Below are 18,039 nucleotides of genomic sequence, written 5' to 3'. Positions count from 1 at the left end.
GCCACCCGATGGACCGGGCCCGACGGGGAACAGTGCTGGGTATGACTCAGCTCGGTCTGCCCGACGCAATCCAGGCCTGCCTGTTCGATCTCGACGGGGTCGTGACCAAGACGGCCGTCGTCCACGCGGCCGCCTGGAAGGAGACCTTCGACGCGTTCCTGCGCGACTACGGCGGCCGGCAGGGCCGGCCGTTCGACGCGGTCGCCGACTACGACGAGTACGTCGACGGGCGCCCCCGTGCCGACGGCGTCCGCGCCTTCCTCGACTCGCGAGGCATCCACCTGCCCGAAGGCGGCCCCGGCGACCCGCCGGACGCCCGCACGGTGCACGGCCTGGGCAACCGCAAGAACGACCTGCTGCTGGAGAAGATCCGCACCGGCGGCGTGGAGGCGTACGAGGGCACCCTGCGCTATCTGGAGGCGGTCCGCGCCGAGGGGCTGCGCACCGCGATCGTCTCCTCCAGCGCCAACTGCCGTGACGTGCTGCGCTCCGTGGGGGCCGAGCACTTCTTCGACGTCCGCATCGACGGCGTGGTCGCCGCCGAACGGAACCTGCCGGGCAAGCCTCGCCCCGACACCTTCCTGGCCGCCGCCCGCGACCTCGGCGTCGAGGCGTCCCGGGCCGCCGTGTTCGAGGACGCGCTGGCCGGCATGGACGCGGGCCGTGCGGGCGGCTTCGGGTACGTCGTCGGCGTGGACCGGGTGGGACAGTCCGAGGCGCTGCGCGCCCACGGCGCGGACATCGTCGTGCGGGACCTCGCCGAGCTGGGGGGCAAGCGGTGATCAGCGAGCGGTCGTACGCCGTGGAGCCGTGGACCGTCCGGGAGACCAGCCTCGACCTGGACGTCCTCGCCCAGAGCGAGTCGGTGTTCGCCCTGTCCAACGGGCACGTCGGCTGGCGCGGCAACCTGGACGAGGGCGAACCGCACGGCCTGCCCGGCAGCTACCTCAACGGCGTGCACGAGGTGCACCCGCTGCCGTACGCGGAGGCCGGATACGGCTACCCGGAGTCGGGCCAGACGGTCATCAACGTCACCAACGGCAAGGTACTCAGGCTGCTGGTGGACGACGAGCCCTTCGATCTGCGCTACGGCAGGCTGGTCTCCCACGAGCGGGTGCTGGACCTGCGGCGCGGCGTGCTGGAGCGGACCTGCGAGTGGACCTCCCCGGCCGGAACGACGGTCCGGGTGCGCTCGACCCGGCTGGTGTCGCTGTCCCAGCGGGCGGTGGCCGCGGTGGCGTACGAGGTCGAGGCCGTCGGCGGCCGCAGCCGGGTGGTGATCCAGTCGGAGCTGGTCACCAACGAGAGCCTGCCCGAGCCGAACGGCGACCCGCGCGCCGCGATCGCACTGAAGTCGCCGCTGGAACAGGAGGACGGCTTCGCCTCCGGCAACCGGCTGCGGCTGGTGCACCGCACCCGGCGCAGCGGCCTGCGGGTGGCGGTCGCCGCCGACCACGTCGTCACCGGTCCCGAGCGCACCACCACCCGCAGCGAGAGCGGCATCGACGTCGCCCGGCTGACCGTCACCTCCGTGCTGGAGCCCGGGCAGAAGCTCAGGGTGGAGAAAATGGTCGCCCACGGCTGGTCGGGCACCCGCTCGCTGCCCGCGATGGCCGACCAGGTCGACGCCGCGCTCGCGGCCGCCGCGCACGACGGCTGGCAGGGCCTGCTGGCGGACCAGCGGGCCTGCCTGGACGACTTCTGGGCCCGCGCCGACGTCGAGGTGGAGGGCGACGAGGAGATCCAGCAGGCCGTCCGGTTCGCCCTCTTCCACGTCCTGCAGGCCGGGGCCCGCGCCGAGCAGCGCGCGATACCCGCCAAGGGGCTCACCGGATCGGGCTACGACGGGCACGCCTTCTGGGACACCGAGATGTTCGTGCTGCCCGTGCTCACCCACACCGCCCCCGAGGCCGTCGCCGAGGCGCTGCGCTGGCGGTACAACACCCTGGACGAGGCCCGCGAACGCGCGGCCCAGCTGGGGCTGGGCGGCGCCGCCTTCCCGTGGCGGACCATCGCCGGCTCGGAGGGCTCGGCGTACTGGCCGGCCGGCACCGCCGCGTTCCACGTGAACGCCGGCATCGCCGACGCCGTGGTCCGGTACGTGGAGGCCAGCGGCGACACCGCCTTCGAGCGGGAAGCCGGCGTCGAACTGCTCGTGGAGACGGCCCGGTTGTGGCGGTCACTGGGCCACCACGACAGCCACGGAGTCTTCCACCTCGACGGTGTCACCGGCCCGGACGAGTACAGCGCGGTCGCCGACGACAACACCTACACCAACCTCATGGCCCGGCAGAACCTGCTCGCCGCGGCCGACGCCGTCGAACGCCACCCGGGCGAGGCGCGGCGGCTGCGCGTCGACGAGGAGGAGAGCGCGGCCTGGCGCGACGCCGCCGAGGCCATGCACGTCCCCTACAACCGCGAACTCGGCGTCCACGAACAGCACGCCGGGTTCACCCGCTACCAGCGGTGGGACTTCGCCGGCACCCGCGCCGACCAGTACCCGCTGCTGCTGCACTTCCCCTACTTCGACCTGTACCGCAAGCAGGTCGTCAAGCAGGCCGACCTGGTGCTGGCCATGTACACCTGCGGCGACCGCTTCGACGACGAACAGGTCGCGCGGAACTTCGCCTACTACGAGCCGCTGACCGTGCGGGACTCCTCCCTGTCCGCCTGCTGCCAGGCCGTCATCGCCGCCCAGGCGGGCCACCTGGGCCTCGCCCACGCCTACACGACCGAGGCGGCGCTGATGGACCTGCACGACCTGGAGCACAACACCCGGGACGGACTGCACATCGCCTCGCTGGCCGGTACCTGGATGGCCCTGGTGGCGGGCTTCGGCGGGATGCGCCGCGCCGGCGGCCGGCTGCGGTTCGCGCCCCGGCTGCCCGAACGGCTGCGCCGGCTCGCCTTCAACGTCCAGTACCGCGGGCGCCGTCTGCGCGTGGACATCGGCGCGGACAAGGTCACGTACGCGCTGCTGGACGGTCCGCCGCTCACCCTGCACCACCACGACGAGCCGCTGACGGTCAGCACCGACGGACCGGCCGTACGCGCCGTCCTGCCGGCTCCGCGCCACCCCGCCCCCGAGCAGCCACCGCACCGCGCGCCGAACGGCGGCTGACCGCCGCGACGGGCCTCCGGCCCGTGTTCGCGCCCGCTCGCCGGCAGGCGGGAACGCCGTCCGCGGCCCTCAGGCGCCGCGGACGGCGAGCGGTTCGCGCAGGGCCCGCCGTTCCCCGGGGGCGGACACGGCCTCGCGCATCGTTTCGGCGGTCGGCTCGGCCGCGTTTCCCGCCGCCCGGTACGCGCCGCGCAGCCCCGCCGTGTCCCGCGGCACCAGCCCCTTGACGTGCGGGCGTGTGAGAATCGTGTGAACGGTGTTGCAGGCGAGCCCGCCGCCGGGACCGGCCCGGATCTCGGCCGGCGTCAGCGGACGCTCCGTGGTTCACAGGGCCGCCGGCCCCCCGTTCTCCAGTTCACCGGCGCCGCGCCGCGCCGATCCGCCACAGGTCCCTGTGCCGGCAGTGCGTCAGCCCTGCAGCGCGTGAGGTCACCCCCCGGATGGCCCAGCGCGGCCGACCGGAACCCCGGAGTTCGGGTAGCTTGGCGGTGTTTTTCCTTGATCAGAGGGGTGATGATGGCCGGCAGCGCGCACGCCACACTTGCCGGACTGCGGCGCGAGCGCCGTCCGCGAGACCCGGCCGCCCGCGTCCGCGGCCCGTGGGCCACCGCACCGCTCGCGGCCGTCGCCGCGGCCTACGCCCTCGCCCAACTGCTCCTCGTCCGGCCCGGCATGGGCCTCGGCTGGGACGAGACGGTGTACGTCAGCCAGGTCAGCGGGCACGCGCCCGCCGCGTTCTTCAGCGCGCCCCGCGCCCGCGGCGTCTCCCTGCTCGTGGCGCCCATCGCCTCCTGGTCGTCCTCGACGGCCCTCCTGCGGACCTACCTCGCGGTCCTGAGCGGCCTCGCCCTGTACGTGTCCCTGCGCGCCTGGCGCCGCCTGTTCCCGGTGCGCGTGCTCGCCCTCGCCGGCGCCCTCTTCGCCTCCCTGTGGGTGACGCTGTTCTACGGCCCCCAGGCCATGCCCAACCTCTGGGTCGCCCTGGGCGCCCTGACCGCCGTCGCCTGCTTCCTGCGCGCCCGGGACCGCGGCGACCGGGCCGCCCTGTGGGGACTCGCGGCGAGCGCGACGCTGATGGCGTGGATGCGGCCCACCGACGCCGTCTGGGTCACCCTGCCGCTCCTCGCCCTCGGCCTGGTGCGCCGCCACTGGCGGGCCCTGTGCGTGCTGCTCGCCGGGCTCGCCGCCGGGGCCGCCGAGTGGGTGATCGAGGCGTACGTGAGCTACGGCGGCCTCGGCCGCCGGCTGTCCGCCGGCTCGGACATCCAGGGCGGCCTCGGGTGGCACTTCGCCGTGCCGGACCAACTGCGCAGCCTGGGCGGCCGGGCCCTGTGCCGGCCCTGCACCGGTGCCCTGCCCCACCCGCTGATCACCCTCTGGTGGTTCGTCCTGCCCCCGCTCGCCGTGCTCGGCCTGGCCGTCGCGGTCCGCGCCCGCCGCAGGGCGGCCACGACACTGGCGCTCGCCTGCGCGGCGACGGCCGCGTTCCCCTACCTGTTCCTGATCGGCTACGCGGCGCCCCGCTTCCTGCTGCCCGCCTACGCGCTGCTCGCCCTCCCCGTCGCCGCCGCGCTGCTGCACCTGGCGACCGCCCCGCGCGGGCCCTGGCGCCGGGCGGCCCTGGCCCTGGTGTGCGTCGGGCTCGCCGGTCACCTCGCCGTGCAACTCGCCGTCCTGGCGCGCACGGTGGACGGCGCCACCGCCTCGCACCGGGACTGGTCCCGCACCGCGGACCGGCTGCACCGCCTGGGAGTCCGCCCGCCGTGCCTGCTCACCGGGCGCCAGGCCATCCCGATCGCCTTCTACACCGGCTGCGCCTCGGCCGCCACGTCCGGGCACAACGCCAACAGCTCCGTGGCCGTCATCGCCCGCACCGCCCGGCGGATGCCGGTGGCCGTGCTGGTGCCGGAGGGCTCCCGCCCACCCGCCTACGCCCGCCACTGGCCGGTGTCGCGCTTCGACGACGTACTGCTCTACCACGCCGTACCGCCGGCCCGGAGCACGCGCGCCGGTTCCCGAACGCCGGCGGCCGCCCCGGATCCGGCCGGTCCGGACGCCGGACGGCGGGGTTAATGATCCGGTGGCGGGAAACGCGGTGCTCGACCGCCCGTGACCCGAGAAGGAGGCGACGATGAGCGACCAGCAGTCCGAGCAGACCCCCATGGCGGACGACGTCTACCAGCCCACCGGCACCAACGAGGAGCAGGAGGACGCCGCCCCCCTGGACCTCGAGGACGCGGTCGGGGAACGTTCCTACGACGACGTCCTCGACGAGGGCTACTCCCCGCCCGAACGGCCGCTCGGCGTCACCCGGCACGGCGTCACCGCCGCCGAGCAGCACGAGGGGGAGACCCTGGACGAGCGGATCAGGCAGGAGGTGCCGGACGTGACCGCACCGCCCGGCGACGGGATCGGCGACCTGCCCGGAGGAGAGGGCGAGCCGGTGGACCCCGAGGCCGGTGAGCGCCGCGCGGGCCGCCTGGTCGCCCCGGACGAGGGCGCCCACCCGGACGCGACCAAGGAGGAGGTCGCCGAGGACGTGGGCATCGACGGGGGAGCGGCGGGCGCGGAGGAGGCCGCCGTGCACGTGATCCCGGACGAGACGGACCTGCCGGAGTGACGCCGGCGCGGGGACGTGGGACGGCGTCGCCGCCATGACCGCACCGCCCCGCGGCCGCACAGATGTCCGGCCGGGCGCGCCCCCGCCCGGCCGGATCACCGTTCGTTCCCCTGGATTCCCCGGACCGCCCTAGGGCAGCAGCTTCTCGACGGCCGCCGGGCCCTCCGTCTCCAGCTTGCGGCGCGCCCACTCGAGGTTCTTCGGGTTGACGTCCCTGCCCGCCGCCATCACCAGGTCCTCGGGGGAGACGTCCCTCGAGGGAGCGGAGTGGAGCAGGGCGTCCGGGGTGCAGTGGTCGTCGGACGACCGGGACCCTTCGGGTGTGGATGTCGACATGATGCCTCCTCCTCGGTCCGGATGACCGCATCCGTGCCGGTGCCTCCGAATGGGGCACACCTTCACCATTGCCCGCCCGGGCGCACCCTGCATCTCCAGGCGCTGCGGGAGCGGGCGCGGAGCGCCTGCCCACGCCACGCGGAACCACTCCCTCCTAAGCTGGAATGACCCGCACCTCGCACCGGGAGGCCGCACATGGCCGTGACGCCGTTCCCCGAGGACCCGCCCCGCAGCCCCCGCTACCTGCCGATCGCCGAGCACGGACTCATCGGCGACCTGCGCAGCGTGGCACTGGTCGGCAGCAACGGCACCATCGACTGGTACTGCTGCCCGTCCTTCGACGCCCCGAGCGTCTTCGCCTCCATCCTGGACGCCGAGCGCGGCGGCAGCTTCGAGCTGGCCGCCGCCGTACCCGCGCGTACCAAGCAGTTCTACTTCCCCGACACCAACGTGCTGATCACCCGCTTCTTCACCGAGGACGGCGTCGGCGAGGTGCAGGACTTCATGCCGGTCGGCGCCGGACCGGCCGGCGACCCGGGCCGGCAGCGGCTGATCCGGCGCGTGGTGTGCGTACGCGGCACCGTCCCCTTCCGGGTCCTGGTCGCCCCGCGCTTCGACTACGGCGCCGCCCCGCACACCCTGCGTCCGCTGGACGGCCTGATCGCGTTCGAGTCCGCCGAGCAGTCGCTCGCGCTCACCTCCACCGTGGCGCTGGAGTGCGACGGCCGGGACGCGCGCGCCGACTTCAAGCTGAGCGAGGGCGAGTCCGCGGTGTTCGCCCTCGACCAGGTCGGCGGCGGGGTGCCGCCGCGTGCCTGCGCACACGCCGAGGCCGAGCACGAGTTCAACGCCACGGTCGCCTACTGGCGGCACTGGCTGCACCAGTCCCGGTACCGGGGCCGGTGGCGGGAGATGGTGCACCGCTCCGCGCTCACCCTCAAACTGCTCACCTACGCCCCCACCGGAGCCATCGTCGCCGCGCCCACCACCAGCCTGCCCGAGCAGCTCGGCGGTGAGCGCAACTGGGACTACCGGTACGTGTGGGTGCGCGACGCCGCGTTCGCCGTCTACGCGCTGCTGCGGCTCGGCTTCAGCGGCGAGGCCGAGGCGTTCATGCGATTCCTCACCACGCACATCAGCCCCGGCTGCGGCCACACCGTCGCCCCCCTGCAGATCATGTACGGCATCGACGGCCGCTCCTACCTGCCCGAACGGGAGCTGCCGCACCTGGAGGGCCACCAGGGCTCCGCGCCCGTCCGGGTCGGAAACGCCGCCGCCGACCAGCTCCAGCTCGACATCTACGGCGCGCTGATCGACTCCATCTACCTCTACGACAAGTGGGCGCAGCCCATCTCCAGCGGCCAGTGGGACGACCTGTGCCGCCTCGTCGACTGGGTCTGCGACCACTGGGACCAGCCCGACGAGGGCGTCTGGGAGACCCGAGGCGGCCGGAAGAACTTCCTGTACTCGCGGCTCATGTGCTGGGTCGCCATCGAGCGCGCCATCCGCCTCGCCACCCACCGGGGGCTGCCCGCCGATCACCGGCGCTGGCGGCAGGCCCGCGACACCATCTACCGGCGAATCATGGAACGCGGGTGGTGCGAGCGCAGGGGGGCCTTCGTGCAGTCCGAGGGGAGCGACGTCCTCGACGCCTCGCTGCTGATGATGCCGCTCGCCAAGTTCATCGCCCCCACCGACCCCAAGTGGCTGTCCACCCTCGACGCCCTCACCGAGGACCTGGTCTCCGACTCGCTCGTCTACCGCTACGACCCCCAGGCCAGCCCGGACGGACTGCGCGGCGACGAGGGCACCTTCTCCATCTGCTCGTTCTGGTTCGTCGAGGCACTGGTGCGGGCCGGCCGGCTCGACGAGGCCCGGCTGGCCTTCGAGAAGATGCTGACCTACGCCAACCACCTCGGCCTGTACGCCGAGGAGATCGGCCGCACCGGCGAGCAGCAGGGCAACTTCCCGCAGGCGTTCACCCACCTGGCCCTGATCAGCGCGGCCTTCAACCTGGACCGGGCCCTCGGCTGAACCCGGTGTGTGCCGGCAGGTCGCAGGGGTACCCGGCGCTGCGCAAGCGGAATCCACGCAGGGTCGGCAGAAGGAGGAGACCCCGGATGACCAGCACCAGCGAGACCGGTGACGTCACCGGCACGCGCGACAAGGACTACAACCTGATCTGGTACGTCGAGGCGTGCCTGAACAACGCGCTGCGCCTGGAGCAGTACATCCAGGACGCCGAGCGCGACAAGGACGACGAAGTCGTGGAGCTGTTCCGCAAGGCGCAGTCCGACAGCCGCAAGGGCGCCGAGATGGGCAAGCGGCTGCTGCGCTCGCGGCTCGACGGCGGCTGACCCGCCGTCCGCTTCCGCGCGGACCGGGTATCCGGGACGGGCCCGGCGGGCCGTGCACCCCCGGGCGCCGCGCAGCCGGGCGCTCCTGACGGGCCCGGTGAACGCGGCGCATCCGGTGCCGGCATCCGCCGGGCCCTCGGCCTGCCCCCGGTCCGCGTCCCCGTCTGCGGGCGTCCGCTCAGGGCAGTAGCTGCTCCGCCCAGATGATCTTTCCGTGGGCGGTGTACCGGGTGCCCCATCGTTCGGCGAGCTGCGCCACCAGGAACAGGCCCCGGCCGCCCTCGTCGGTGCTCGCCGCGTACCGCAGGTGCGGTGAGGTCGTGCTGCCGTCGGAGACCTCGCAGATCAGCGTGCGCTCGCGCAGCAGCCGCACACCGATCGGGCCGCGTCCGTAGCGGATGGCGTTGGTGACCAGCTCGCTCAGGACCAGCTCGGTCGTGAACGCCAGCTCGTCCAGTTCCCATTCGGCGAGCTGCCGGGTCACCGAGCCCCGCAGTTCCGACACGGCCGCCGGGTCCGACGGCACCCGCCACCGCGCCACCCGGTCCGCGCCCAGCACGCGTGTGCGGGCCACGATCAGCGCCACGTCGTCCCGCGGCCGGTTCGGAAGGCGGTCGAGCACACTGCGGCAGGTCTCCTCGGGGGAGGAGTCCGGTGTGCGGCGCAGTGCGTCGCCCAGCAGTTCCAGCCCCTCGTCGATGTCCCGCTCCCGGTCCTCCACCAGGCCGTCGGTGTACAGCACCAGGCGGCTGCCCTCGGGCAGTTCCAGCTCGGTCGCCTCGAACGGCAGTCCGCCCAGGCCCAGCGGCGGACCCGCGGGCACGTCGGGGAACTCCACGCGGCCGCCGGGACGCACCAGCGCAGGCGGCGGATGACCGGCCCGCGCCACGGTGCACAGCCGGGAGACCGGATCGTAGACGGCGTACAGGCAGGTCGCGCCCGTGACCGCGGCCGAACCCTCCGCCGGTGTCTCGTCCTGGTCGATCCGGCCCACCAACTCGTCCAGCAGGCCCAGGAGTTCGTCGGGAGGAAGGTCGAGCGCCGAGAAGTTGTGCACGGCCGTGCGCAGCCGGCCCATGGTCGCCGCCGCGTGCAGCCCGTGGCCCACGACGTCACCGACGACGAGCGCCACCCGGGCACCGGACAGCGGCAGCACGTCGAACCAGTCGCCGCCCACGCCGGACTGCGCCGGCAGATACCGGTAGGCGATCTCCAGGGCGCCCTGTTCCGGCAGCGACCGCGGCAGCAGACTGCGCTGGAGGGTGACCGCCATGCTGTGCTCGCGCGTGTACCGGCGGGCGTTGTCGATGGACACCGCCGCCCGCGCCACCAGCTCCTCGGCGAGCGCCACTTCCTCCGAGTCGAACGGCTGCGGTTTCTGGGACCGCCAGAAGTTCACCACCCCCAGCACCAGGCTGCCCGCCCGCAGCGGCACCGTGATCAGCGAATGGATGCCGTAGGCCAGGACCTGGTCGGTGCGCTCCAGGTCCTGCGCGCGCCAGCCGGGCGCCGTGCCCAGCCGGGGCTCAACCACCGACTGCCCGGTCGTCAGGCTGCGGGCCTGCGGCGAGGTGGCCACGAACCGTATGCGCTCGCCGACCGGGTACAGCGGGGCGTCCGGGCGGAGGGCGGCGCAGGCCGCGCGGCGCAGCGCCGTCCCGGGCTTCGGCTCGTCGCCGCCGATCACCGCGTCGAACAGGTCCACCGTCGCGAAGTCCGCGAACCGGGGCACCGCCAGATCGGCCAGCTCCTGGGCGGTGCGGGTCACGTCCAGACTGGTGCCTATGCCCACCCCGGCGTCGTACAGCATGTTCAGCCGCTCGCGCGCCACCTCCGCGCGGCCGGACAGCGCGCGCAGCTCGGTGGAGTCGCGCAGCGTGGTCACGCTGCCGGGCGGGCCGCCGCGCAGATCCGTGGGCCGCTGGTTGATCGCCAGCAGCCGGTCCTTGACCAGGTGCACCTCGTCGGTGGCGACCCGCCCCGAGCCGAGCAGCGCCGCCGTCTCCTCGTCCAGCCCCAGCTCCAGCACGCTGCGCCGCTCGGCGTCCGGTGGCAGGCCCAGCAGGCGCTGCGCCTCGTCGTTGGCGAGCAGCAGCCGCCCGTCACCGCCGACGATCAGCACGCCCTCGCGGACCGCGTGCAGCACGGCGTCGTGGTGCTCGTACATCCGGGTCATCTCGTACGGGCCCAGCCCACGCGTCTGGCGCAGCAGGCGCCTGCTGACCAGGGCCGTGCCCGCGGTGGCCAGCGCGAGCGCCACCGCCGCGGCGGCGAGCAGCAGCGGCAGCTGCTGGTCGGCGGCCCCGCCCACATGGGCGGTGGTGATACCGGCCGAGACCAGGCCGACCACGGTGCCGCCGGCGTCCTTCACCGGCACCACGACCTGTACGAGCGGGCCGATCGTGCCGTTGACGTGCTCGACGACGGTGCCACCGGCCACGGCCGGGGCGATCGTGCCGACGAACTGCTTGCCGATGCGGTCGGGTCTGGGATGCGTGTAACGGACCCCGTCGGTGTTCATCACGACGACGAAGTCCACCCCGGTCGCCTTGCGGGTGGCCTCCGCACGTGGCTGCAACAGGGCCGTGGGATGCGCGGAGCGCAGCGCGGCCGCCGTACCGGGCGCGTTGGCGAACGACTGGGCGACGGAGAGCGAGCGGTTGCGGGCCTCGACGTCGCTGTCGTGCCGCACCTGCAGCACCTGCGCCACCACGGCCGAGACGACCAGCAGCAGCACGATCACCACCTGCAGCAGGAAGACCTGGCCGGCCACGCTGCGTCCGGTCACCACCGACCGCAGCACCCCCGGCCGCTCGCCCTCCGCACGGCTGCCGTCCGGCCGCCCCTCGCGAGGTGCGCGCGGTCGCCCGGAAGGACGGGACGGCCGGGTCGCCCGGCCGGGCAGTCGCACCATGTGCCCATGTCTACACTGCCCGGCCCCGTCAGGCGAGACCGTCGTCCGAGGTGATGGGTGCCCGCACCGCACCGGGCGGGTCACGGGTAGGCGGCCGACGAGCGGCGGGCGGCGAGCAGCAGCGCCACGTCGTCGGGCCGGTCCGCGGTGTGCCGGGCGGTCGCCGTGAGCCGGTCGGCGACCCTGGCCAGCGACCGGCCGCCCCGGCGCCCCGCGGCCGCGCCTGCCTTGGCGAGGGCCTGCCGCAGCGCCGTGATCCCGTCGTCGATGTCGGCGCCGGGCCGCTCCACCAGGCCGTCCGTGTACAGGGCGAGGATCGCGTCCGGCTCCAGCAGCAGCTCGGTCACCGGGTACCGGGCCTGCGGATCGACGCCGAGGACCACACCGCCGGGGATGTCCAGCCGCCGGGTCCGCCCGTCGGGGGAGCACAGCAGCGGCGGCGGATGCCCCGCCCGGGCGACCCGGGCGTGGCCGGTGGCCGGGTCCAGCCGCAGGTAGCAGCAGCTGGCGAACTGACCCGGATCGAGGTCGATCAGCAGGAGGTTCGTTCCGCTGAGCACCTCGTCCGGCGGACGGTCGCCCAGCGCGAACGCCCGGACCGCGCTGCGCAGCTGGCCCATGGTCGCCGCCGCCTGCACGCCGTGCCCCTGCACGTCCCCGATGACCAGAGCGAGCCCGTCCCCGGCCTCCACCACGTCGTACCAGTCGCCGCCCACGTCCAGGCCCTGCGTCCCGGGCAGGTAGCGGCCGGCGGTCTCCACCCGCGGGTGCGCCGACAGCCGGCGCGGCAGCAGCGCCTGCTGCAGACCGCGGGCCAGCGCCGCCTCGCTGTCGTAGCGCTGCGCGCGTTCCATGGCGTGCGCGATCAGGCCGGCGAGCGCGGTGAGGACCGTGCGCTCCTCCGCGCTGAACCGGCGCGACGCGTCGAAGCCGAGGATGCAGGAGCCGACGGGCCGGCCGGAGGCGATCAGCGGCAGGAAGGCACGGGAGCCCTCTTCGGCGTCCAGGGCGATGCCCGGATAGGCGGCGTCCAGCTGCCGCATCGACTCGAAGAACAGGGGCCGGCCCGTGGTGAGGGTCTCCACGCCGGGCAGGTGTTCGTCGAGGCCGACACCCTCGAAGGGGGCGAGGAACCCCTGCGGGAAGCCGGTCTCCCAGGCCAGGTACAGATGGCGTTCCTGGAGCAGGTAGATGGCGAGGCGGCGGCCGCCGAACGCGGGCAGCAGCTCGCGCACGACCACCTCCGACACCTGCCGGGCCGTCACCGCGTCCGTCAGCGCGATGGCCAGTGCGATCGGCCGGTACAGCGGCGCCAGCGCGTGCGCGCTCGCCACCGTGTCCTCCGGCTCATGCGTGTCCGGGACCGGTCCGACCGGGGCGTCCATGCGGCTGGCCGGGACGAGCGTGCAGGCCAGCAGCTCCGGCCCCGGGTGCACGGACACGGCGAGCCAGTCGTCCTGGCCCGGCTCCTCCGGGCAGGCCCCCGGCCGCCGCGCATGGAAGTGCACCGGCGCCGAGGACAGCAGGACGCCCCGCAGGTGGTCGTCGTACGGGGGCCCGGACAGCCACGGCACGGCCTCCCACAGCTCCCGCCCGAGCAGCCGCTCCCGGTCCTGGCCCACGAGCCGCGCGGCGGCCGGGTTGGCGTACACGATCACACCCAGCCGGTCCAGCGCCAGCACGCCCTGGGGCAGCAGGTCGGCCGCTCTGTCGGCGCAGCCGGCCGGAGGGTCGAGGATCACGCCGCCGATCCGCGGTGCGACGCCGTCGTCGCCGGCCTGCCACAGGTCCAGCAGCCGAGGCGTGCCGTCCGGCGAGCGCAGGCCGAGCGGCGCGCCCGGAGGCCGGCCGGCGGCGGCGTCGCGCAGCGCGGCCAGGATCCGGTGCGCGTCGGCCGGGGCCACGGCGTCCGCGAGGGCCGCGTCCGTGCCCGCGAACTCGCCGGGACGCAGGCCGAGGAGTGCCTGCAGCCGGTCGTCGGCGCGGACCCGCGAGGTCTGCGGATCCCAGTCGAAGCCCCCCATGACGGCCCGCGCGGGCTGGGCCGCGGGCGGCCGCACGCACAGCGGCTCCCCGTCCCAGACGACCGCGTCCGGGTCCCCGTCCGCGAGTCCGAGCAGTTCGGCGCCCAGCCCCTCGGCCAGCCGCCCGAGCACCTCCCGGTCCAGCAGCTCGTCCTCGGACTCGGCCATCGCCGGGCGCAGCACCGTGAGGACGCCCAGGGGTTCGGACCCGCCCGGCACCGGCACGTGCACCGACCCGAAGGGGAAGGGCAGGCCGGCCGCGAACTGCGGGTACCTGCGCACCGTCTCCGTGGCGTTCGGCAGCACCACCTGCGTGCCCAGCCGGAAGGCGTCGGAGACCGGGAAGGGGCGGCCCAGGTGCAGCCGCCACCAGGGTTTGAACAGCGTCGCGGGCAGTCCCGCCAGCACCGCGAGGCGCAGCAGGCCCGGGGAGCCGGAGCGCAGGTACACGCCCGCGCCGCGGCCGCCGACCGCGCCCAGCGCCCCGGCCGAGGCGTCGGCCAGCAGCGTGGCCAGGCGGGCCCGCGTGCGGACCGTCTGCTCCCCGCTCCCAGCCATCGGCCGTACCTCGTCCCGTGCGCCTCCGGGTGGATGACACAGCAAGAATGCGCCAGGAGGAGCGCGGATCGCACCTGGGGGCGTCACACCAGCGGCGCGTCCGGGTGGCGGGGTCACGGGGCCGCTCCTAGTAATGGACTGCGTAATGCCGTGCGCCGCGCGGGGGCGCCGGCGGGGCCGCACCCTTCTCTGGAGCCGCGATGACCGCCCGTTCCTCGTCCTCCCGTCCTGACGACTCCCTCATAGCGCCCGTACCGGCCGCCCCGGGCGTCGCGGCCCCGTCGCCGCAGCTCCTCGCATGGCTCACGGCGCCCCCCGAGCGGCGGCCGGACGTCCCGCACCAGGACGACGCCCCCGCCGGCGATCCCCTGCACGACCTGGTCCACGCCGCGGTCGCCGACCGCCCCGTGGAGGATGTCGTCCGGCTGATCACCCTGCTGGAGGACGCGCCCGAACACGCCCGGACCACGGCGGACGCCCTGCGCGCGGCCGCGGTCGACCGCCCCGTGGAGGACGTCGCGCGCCTGGTGGCCCTGCTCACGGAGCCGCCCCGGGGAGCCGACGGCGCGGACGAGGCGATCCGCGCCGCCACCGAGCACCGCTCGCTCGAGGACGTGACCAGGCTGATGCGGCTGCTGCACCGTACGCCGGTGGAACCGCACTGCGGGCACGCGGCGGTGCGTGCGGTGGCCGTCGGCCGGCCGGTCGAGGAAGTCGCCGAGCTGATCAGCCGGCTCGCCGCGGACCGGACGGCACCCGAGGGTCCGCCGCCCCGGCCGGCGCCCCTCACGCCCCTCGCCCCCATCGGCCCCGCCGCGTACGCGGATTCCGCCGCCCCGCCCGCCCCTGCCGCGTCCGCACCGCAGGACCCTCCCGCCAAGGGCCGGTCCGGCAGGGAGCGCCCCGCGAAGGACCGCCCCGCCGAGAACCGTTCCGGGAAGGGCCGTCCGGACGGGGAAGGGTCCGCGAAGGACGGCGCGGGGGACGGCGCGAGCGAGGCCCTCTCCCTCCGGCTCGCCCGAAGGGCCGCGCCGCTGGTGTTCCTGTGCGGGATCGCGTACGCCCCGCGCTACGGCGCCGGCCTGTCGCAGGGCCTGGTCGGCGCGACTGTCGTCCTCGCGGGACTGTGCATGCTCCTCGCCCTCGCCCTGCCCGCCCGCACGGTGCAGGCCCGGCTCGTCGCTGCGACCGCCGCGGTGGGCGTCACGGCCGTACTGGCCGCGGGGCAGCTCGCCGGCGGCCGGTTCGGCACGCCCGGCCTGTCCCGGCTGCGGGACGCCACCCTGGCCCCGCCGCTGCTCGCCGGGGCGGCGGCGGCCGCGTCGGCCCTCGCGGCGCTGACGGTGCTGGTGGTCGCGTTGACCAAGGGCGCACGCGACCGTGGTGAGTGAGGCGGGCCGGCGGCGACGGGGGCCCGCCGGGCTCCTGGGGGCGCGGGACGAGGTGGTCGTTCCTCGGCCGGACGCAAGGGGGAGCACCAGGTGTCGGGCGGCCGGCCGTCGCTCGCCGGTGCGGCGGTGGCCGCGTCGGCTGCGGCGGTACCGGTGTTCGCGCCGGGTGCACGACGCGAGTGGTGAGCGGGTCAGGCCGGTGGCGGCGACGGGGGCCCGCCGGGCTCCACGGGGCGCAGGACGAGGCGGCCGTCCTCCCGGATGGCCGTCATGGCGAACGGGAAGGCGTCCGCCTCCAGGCACATCGCCACGTCCTCGGCGTGGACGCCGCGCAGGCCCCGCCGCACCCCGTCGGACAGCCGCGCGGCGGCGTGCGAACGCCGGGCCCGGTCGAGGTAGGGTCCGGGGTCCGGGCGGGCGCCGCCGGCCCGGGCGCGTTCCGCGATGTACTGGGCGCAGGCGAGATCCTCCTCGGCCCGCCCGCCGTCCCCGGTGACCACGAAGGCGACCGTCTCCGGCCGGGCCCGCCGCAGCACCTCGGCGGTCGCCCCGGCCACCACGAAGCTCGCGCACAGCAGCAGCCGCGCCCGCGCCACGGCCAGGGCCCCGACCGTGCCGGCGGTGGTCTTCTGCACGAGCGTACGGCCGCGGAGGTCGTGGGAGCGCAGCCGGCCGGGGGAGTTGGCGAGGTCGAAGCCCGGCACCGGCTCCCCGTCCTGGACGGCCAGCCATCCCGGGTGACGGGCCTTCAGCTCCAGGGCCTCCTCGAGCGTACCGGCGAACACGATCCGCTCGGCCCCGCGCCGGAACGCCCAGGCGGCCACGGTGAACGCGCGCATCACGTCCACCACCACGGCGACGCAGGGCGCCGCGGGAGCGTCGGCCACGCCGGTGAACACAGGCTGCATCGCTCCATGATGCCGTGACGACGCCGGGCCGGCGGGGTGTTTCAGGACCCGGTCGTCCCCGGAGGCAGCGGGCGCGCGGCGCGCATGCTGCGCAGGGCGAGGAGCAGTACGCCGATGTCGTCCAGGTAGACAGGGTCGGGCAGCAGGTCGGTGGGCAGCAGCAGATACGCGACCGCGGCCCAGAACACCCAGCGCGGCCCCGTCGGCAGTCCGGCCCGCCGCAGCGTACGCCGGGCGCGCACCAGACGCACCAGCAGGGCGACGGCGACGGCGAACAGCGCGGCCGCGACGACCGCGGCGATCACCAGCAGGGTCGTGGTGGAATCCATCCGGCCTCCTTGTCCCGGCGGGCGGGCCGAAGCGGACTCGGCGGAGGGTTCACGACGACCGGTCCGTGCCGTCCGCCGGATCCACCTGGTCCGCCTGGTTCGTGCCGCCCTCGGATGAGGTCCGGGTTCCCTTGGCGGAGAGCTTCAGGCGTTCGAAGGTGCGTGTCAGCTGCTGGAGCGCGCCCGGGGTCCGGGACGCGGGACGCTGCTGCTGCGGCAACGCCGGTGCGGGCACGTCGCGGTAGGCCGACAGCGCCTCGAGGGCCTGCTCCGCGGCCTGCTTGTACAGGTCCCGGGACTTCGTCATCGCCTCCAGCGCGTCGGCGTACATGGTGACCAGCCGCCGTTCACGCTCCAGCTCCTCCCTCAGCGTCAGCAGCGTCCAGTTCTCTCGCAGGTCCGTCAGCGCCTCCTGCGCGTCCCGCGGCAGCGGCCGGGGAAGAGCGGTGAAGTGCCTTAGTGCCGCGATGAGTTCGGCCGGCTCCGAGCCGTCCAGGAAGACGCTGCGCACACGGTGCTCCCGGCCGTCGTAGTCCTTCGGCGCCGGGTCCGGGGGCAGCAGCACGGCGCCGCCGCGCGGCACTTCGACGCCGAGGTCCTTCAGCGCCCAGTTCACGGCGCGCAGCTGGTGCGGGGCCGCGCGGTGCTCGACCACGCGGTGCCGCAGGCCGGGCGGCAGCAGCCGGCTCAGCGGCAGCCGGCCCCGCTCGTCCGGGGTCATCGCCTCGTGCACGACGAGATGGACGCACCAGGCCTCACGGGCCGCGTCCCGCAGCCGCCGCCGCATCTCCTTGTCGTCCGCGGGCAGCGCGTTGACCTGCCGCAGGCGCACCCCGGCGACGCCGGCGTGGTGGTCCCAGGCGCCGTCGTCACCCTCGCCCGGACCGGCCTCGGGCCAGAACAGGGTCGCGGGCGAGGGCCAGGCGTCGTCCCACGGGCGCTCCGCCTCCGCGATCAGCCGCCACTGGTGTCCCTCCGGCCGGCCCGCGCCCGGTACCAGGGTCAGCCGAGCCCGTACGGCCACCGTGCCGTCGGTCCGCCAGCGTGCCTCGAAGACCCGGTGTCCCGCGTCCCCGGGCCCGGGCGGCTCGGCGAAGTCGTCGATGTCACCGCTCTCCTTGTGCCGGCGCAGCGTACGCCGGACGACCTCCTCGGGAGCGGAACCGGTGTGGCGGCCGCGGGCCGCCCACAGGGTCTGCGGGTGCGCGGCGCGATCGGTGGCGGAGATAGACATGAGCCAATCTGCTGATGGGGGCAGGTGTGACTCCCAGTATCACCACTCGGCGCGACGAAGCGACGACCGGGGCCCGCAGGCGGCGCGTGGCGGCGGACACGCGCCCCGCGCACGGGACGCGCGACGCGCACCCGGGGTGCGCGCGGCACCCGCCAGGAGCCTCCGTTCACACGTGGTGGTGCCGTCGTGCGACGCCCACAATGGTCCGGCGAACGGGGCCCGCCCGCCCATCCGCTCAGGGGCGGAC

The 18,039-nt window shown here is 75.1% G+C and carries 14 protein-coding genes; 7 read left to right on the top strand and 7 right to left on the bottom strand.

What is annotated here, in order from left to right:
• The first annotated feature begins 41 nt into the window (after positions 1–41).
• Both IE177_RS27505 and IE177_RS27500 read left to right on the top strand, forming a co-directional pair.
• Complete coding sequence (locus IE177_RS27505; RefSeq protein WP_190018132.1) at positions 42–782, top strand: HAD family hydrolase; 741 nt, start codon at positions 42–44, stop codon at positions 780–782.
• Positions 779–3,121: a glycoside hydrolase family 65 protein gene (locus IE177_RS27500; protein WP_190018131.1), complete on the top strand. Its 2,343-nt coding sequence runs from the start codon at positions 779–781 to the stop codon at positions 3,119–3,121. The genes IE177_RS27505 and IE177_RS27500 overlap by 4 nt, the downstream gene beginning before the upstream one ends.
• Positions 3,122–3,190: 69 nt before the next feature.
• On the opposite strand, the gene IE177_RS27495 is transcribed toward IE177_RS27500, so the two are convergent.
• On the bottom strand, positions 3,191–3,430 hold the full coding sequence (locus tag IE177_RS27495; protein ID WP_268253186.1) for a CopY family transcriptional regulator: 240 nt from the start codon (positions 3,428–3,430) through the stop codon (positions 3,191–3,193).
• Between the two features lie 207 nt (positions 3,431–3,637).
• Here IE177_RS27495 and IE177_RS27490 point away from each other — a divergent pair, with 207 nt between their 5' ends.
• Both IE177_RS27490 and IE177_RS27485 read left to right on the top strand, forming a co-directional pair.
• Positions 3,638–5,194, top strand: a complete 1,557-nt coding sequence (locus IE177_RS27490; protein WP_190018130.1) for a glycosyltransferase family protein — start codon at positions 3,638–3,640, stop codon at positions 5,192–5,194.
• A gap of 58 nt (positions 5,195–5,252) precedes the next feature.
• A complete protein-coding gene (locus tag IE177_RS27485; RefSeq protein WP_190018129.1) occupies positions 5,253–5,741 on the top strand; it encodes a DUF5709 domain-containing protein in 489 nt (162 codons plus the stop codon).
• Positions 5,742–5,870: 129 nt separating this feature from the next.
• On the opposite strand, the gene IE177_RS27480 is transcribed toward IE177_RS27485, so the two are convergent.
• Entirely contained in the window at positions 5,871–6,077 is a 207-nt protein-coding gene (locus IE177_RS27480) for a hypothetical protein (RefSeq protein ID WP_190018128.1), read from the bottom strand.
• 195 nt (positions 6,078–6,272) lie between these two features.
• Between IE177_RS27480 and IE177_RS27475 the strand changes: the two genes are divergently transcribed.
• Together IE177_RS27475 and IE177_RS27470 are read left to right on the top strand one after the other, a co-directional pair.
• On the top strand, positions 6,273–8,111 hold the full coding sequence (locus IE177_RS27475; protein WP_190018127.1) for a glycoside hydrolase family 15 protein: 1,839 nt from the start codon (positions 6,273–6,275) through the stop codon (positions 8,109–8,111).
• An 86-nt stretch (positions 8,112–8,197) separates the two neighbouring features.
• Complete coding sequence (locus IE177_RS27470; RefSeq protein WP_190018126.1) at positions 8,198–8,434, top strand: hypothetical protein; 237 nt, start codon at positions 8,198–8,200, stop codon at positions 8,432–8,434.
• A 178-nt stretch (positions 8,435–8,612) separates the two neighbouring features.
• Here IE177_RS27470 and IE177_RS27465 read toward each other — a convergent pair whose 3' ends face one another.
• Positions 8,613–11,348, bottom strand: coding sequence for a SpoIIE family protein phosphatase (locus IE177_RS27465; RefSeq protein ID WP_190018125.1), 2,736 nt, complete (start codon positions 11,346–11,348; stop codon positions 8,613–8,615).
• An 80-nt stretch (positions 11,349–11,428) separates the two neighbouring features.
• On the bottom strand, positions 11,429–13,930 hold the full coding sequence (locus tag IE177_RS27460; RefSeq protein ID WP_190018124.1) for a SpoIIE family protein phosphatase: 2,502 nt from the start codon (positions 13,928–13,930) through the stop codon (positions 11,429–11,431).
• A 200-nt stretch (positions 13,931–14,130) separates the two neighbouring features.
• Between IE177_RS27460 and IE177_RS27455 the strand changes: the two genes are divergently transcribed.
• Positions 14,131–15,321, top strand: coding sequence for a hypothetical protein (locus IE177_RS27455; RefSeq protein WP_229816299.1), 1,191 nt, complete (start codon positions 14,131–14,133; stop codon positions 15,319–15,321).
• A gap of 191 nt (positions 15,322–15,512) precedes the next feature.
• Here IE177_RS27455 and IE177_RS27450 read toward each other — a convergent pair whose 3' ends face one another.
• Genes IE177_RS27450 through IE177_RS27440 form a run of 3 tightly spaced genes read right to left on the bottom strand, consistent with a single transcriptional unit; the run spans position 15,513 to position 17,792 of the window.
• Entirely contained in the window at positions 15,513–16,229 is a 717-nt protein-coding gene (locus IE177_RS27450; RefSeq protein ID WP_190018123.1) for a 2-phosphosulfolactate phosphatase, read from the bottom strand.
• 41 nt (positions 16,230–16,270) lie between these two features.
• Positions 16,271–16,558 (bottom strand): DUF1232 domain-containing protein, encoded by a 288-nt coding sequence (locus IE177_RS27445; RefSeq protein WP_190018122.1) that lies wholly within the window; start codon positions 16,556–16,558, stop codon positions 16,271–16,273.
• Positions 16,559–16,607: 49 nt separating this feature from the next.
• Complete coding sequence (locus IE177_RS27440) at positions 16,608–17,792, bottom strand: hypothetical protein (RefSeq protein WP_190018121.1); 1,185 nt, start codon at positions 17,790–17,792, stop codon at positions 16,608–16,610.
• Positions 17,793–18,039 lie beyond the last annotated feature (247 nt).

The organism is Streptomyces lucensis JCM 4490, from assembly GCF_014650035.1.
Classification (GTDB): domain Bacteria; phylum Actinomycetota; class Actinomycetes; order Streptomycetales; family Streptomycetaceae; genus Streptomyces; species Streptomyces lucensis.
The sequence above is the reverse complement of the archived record's forward strand: the minus strand, read 5'-3'. Positions and strand labels throughout refer to the sequence as shown.